General features: G+C 32.7%; 4 protein-coding genes. 1 reads left to right on the forward strand and 3 read right to left on the reverse strand.

Annotation, left to right across the window (positions count from 1 at the left end; all coding sequences use genetic code 11):
- Window positions 1-48: 48 nt before the first annotated feature.
- Together RYP29_RS08770 and RYP29_RS08775 are read right to left on the reverse strand one after the other, a co-directional pair.
- A complete protein-coding gene (locus RYP29_RS08770) occupies window positions 49-1,266 on the reverse strand; it encodes a hypothetical protein (protein WP_311533176.1) in 1,218 nt (405 codons plus the stop codon).
- 33 nt (window positions 1,267-1,299) lie between these two features.
- A complete protein-coding gene (locus tag RYP29_RS08775) occupies window positions 1,300-1,899 on the reverse strand; it encodes a hypothetical protein (protein WP_311533177.1) in 600 nt (199 codons plus the stop codon).
- Between the two features lie 237 nt (window positions 1,900-2,136).
- On the opposite strand from RYP29_RS08775, the gene RYP29_RS08915 reads away from it, so the two are divergent.
- Complete coding sequence (locus tag RYP29_RS08915) at window positions 2,137-2,187, forward strand: hypothetical protein (RefSeq protein WP_353511575.1); 51 nt, start codon at window positions 2,137-2,139, stop codon at window positions 2,185-2,187.
- Between the two features lie 281 nt (window positions 2,188-2,468).
- Here the strand turns inward: RYP29_RS08915 and RYP29_RS08785 are convergent, their stop codons facing one another.
- Window positions 2,469-2,780, reverse strand: coding sequence for a hypothetical protein (locus RYP29_RS08785; RefSeq protein WP_311533181.1), 312 nt, complete (start codon window positions 2,778-2,780; stop codon window positions 2,469-2,471).
- Window positions 2,781-2,909: the final 129 nt, after the last annotated feature.

The following is a 2,909-nucleotide window of genomic DNA, read 5'->3' on the forward strand; positions in this document are numbered from 1 at the left end:
TGTAATATATAGACCTTTTTTCATTACATATTTTATTAATAAGAAACTTTAAATCATAAGAAACTCCTCAGATAAAGGTTGTATCTTTTGATTAGTAAGCGAAACTTTATCTTTTATCTTAACAGATTCTGCTATATTACGTATTTCATCATGACTAAGTTTGCTTTCTTTTAAATTATAAGCAATCCAATTTGTAAGCATTCTATTGTTATCATCATATGTAAATACAACAATTAAAGACTCCCCATCTGGATTATATACATCAATTAAAGCTGACGGAATACCATCATTCCAAACAATAGCATATTGCGGATCTTTAATACCTAAATTTATACCAATAATAGTTATAAATTCTAACATTTTAGTATACTGAGCAGCCATGCTTTCATCACCACGTATAGTACTACTAACATCTACACTCTGTTCATACCCAGCTGTTTTATATACATGATTTGCATCATTATTTATATCATATCCAATCTTCTGTTCTAATCCTTTTGGGGTCTTATAAACAAATCCGTATAACTCTTTGCTTTCAGAATATGAATCTGTATCAGGTAAAAGCTGAATAGATGGCACTATATAATTAGCAATCATATTTTCTACATGATGATCAATCAATGCACCTTCAGAACCGCCCCCATTATAAGTAAATGCCATCCGATAGGATTTTGACTTATTCTTAGGTTTTTTAAACTGAATACCTGTCGTATATATTTCGTTATTGTCTTTAGATTGCTGCTTTTCCTTAAACCACAAAGCAGATCCTATAGATGGATTAGAGAATTTTTTAATGTCACGATGTAAATCACGATTTTTCTTATTCAATTGATTTAAATGCTGTGTTGTATCTGCCATAATAGAAAAATCAATTTTCTGATTATTGATTTCTAAAGTCTGTCCATCCTGTTTCTGAGTATACATACCATGCTGGCTTGAAAATGGCATTACTAATCGCATACTATCCGTATCAGAATGTAGACGAATAATTGTACTATGTGCTTGCACGGCACGTAAACTATTCTTACTATATTGAACTTGTTTACTAATTTCATAATCTCGATAATGGTAAGATTTTAATTTCTTAGCTACATATTCTTCTTTATCTGATAACGCCTTTTCTAAACTTTCATTCGTATAATTATAATTCTTATACGCCTCTACAGGAACAGTCCTATCAGCACCAGGTATATTAATGTCTATAGCCTGAGCAGGCGTAATAATAGCTACGCTAATAGTCATAGCTAATACTATATGCTTTAACACAATGTACCCTCTCTCGAACATAATATATTCATATTATTTATAGCTAAACTGCGCATCCATAATCATTTCTCGCAGTTGCTCAATGCGAACACCGTTTGGCAATCTATCTCTATAGAACTGCAATTTATAATAGTATCTAGTTCCTTCATAATCAGTAACTAATACCATGTCCGTCCTATTCTTTAATGGCCAGCCATACATAAATTCAGCTAGTAAACTGCGCACACCATCATTATTAACCTCTATTACACTATCCTTAATGGGCAATACCATCTTAACAGTAGGTTCAGGAATCGTTCTCTCTTTAACAAGATTTTTAATCTCATTATCTAAGGACATACTATTACCATCAATAGATCTTGCCTTAACATGCATAAATACCCCATCAGAGGTTCTAAACACCCTACCATCAATATCTTTTGTTTCGCCTTTCGTTTCAATAGCATCCTTTAATACGCGGAATTGATATGGTCCGAAGAATTTTGTTTCTGTAAAAGTATCTAACGCAGCATCATTTCGACCATTATGCACATTCGTAACACGTATCATTGGTGTTGTATCAATTGCCTGTGAAAGCACTGGTGTCGCAAAACATAATCCTAAGCTGAACAAGATAATATAACGTTTTAACATATATTTCTCTCCATAACACACTAATATTAACTGTATTGTAACACAATTCAATAAATTTTATAAAAACAAAAAAGGTTCCTATTGGTCACCTAGGTGACTATTAGGAACCTCTAATCTATTTACTTTTACACTTGACATCGTTATATTGAACTTGAGGCCTCTAAATGGGTCCAGTCTTTGCTAATCTTCTAGAGATTGGCGGTGATCAATATGAGTACATACAAAGTGCTATCATTAATGATTTCCTTTGGCATACTTGTAGCGACCATTATCATGGCTGCAAAGTGATTGACCTCTAGGTAAAAGCTAGCTTTCTAATCGTGGCATGAAAAAAGGCCCGACAAAGAAGTCAGACCGTTTCTTCAATTTCAATTATTAGAAGCGAAGTCTGGCGTCGAAACCATTTATGCCTCACTTTGATATAAATTATATCATATCTAAGCACGGAAAGGAATCAAACAATTTCTTTCCGTGTTTTCATTTATAACCATTTATAGTATATACAAACAACATAAAATTCTTGCGTTTAATAAAAGTTTACTCCATATCATAATAATACATACATACTGCTACTTTAAAGGAAAATCCTGTTCAATATCCTCTCTATAATCATCTTTATACCGGATTTCATCAATCTCTGCTGGAGTCAACACATGCCCTTGTGCATCAACATATTCACGGAACTCATTAAAATATATTCCTTCTATATCTGAAGGTTCCAATTGTGGTTCATACGATTCAATATTTCCGTATGTACGATTAACTTCGTCTAATATGCGATTCTGTTTCTCTATATCCGCATCACTATCTGTTTGATTATTCGATGATCTAGATTTTGCAATAAGTGCAATGATGATGACGGCAATGACTAAATACAACATAGGTCTCTCCTACAACACGACTACTATATTATTAATTGTAACATATGGGTTATATAAATTAAAAAAGTCAAGCAAAAAAGGTTCCTATTGGTCACCTAGGTGACTATTAGGAACCTCTAATCTATTTAC

Origin of the sequence: uncultured Veillonella sp., from assembly GCF_963534045.1 — a bacterium.
GTDB lineage: Bacteria > Bacillota > Negativicutes > Veillonellales > Veillonellaceae > Veillonella.

Coding starts and splice junctions, on each gene's coding strand:
- RYP29_RS08785 (WP_311533181.1), bottom strand. CDS start 2,780: ATGTTGTATTTAGTCATTGCCGTCATCATCATTGCACTTATTGCAAAA.
- RYP29_RS08775 (WP_311533177.1), bottom strand. CDS start 1,899: ATGTTAAAACGTTATATTATCTTGTTCAGCTTAGGATTATGTTTTGCG.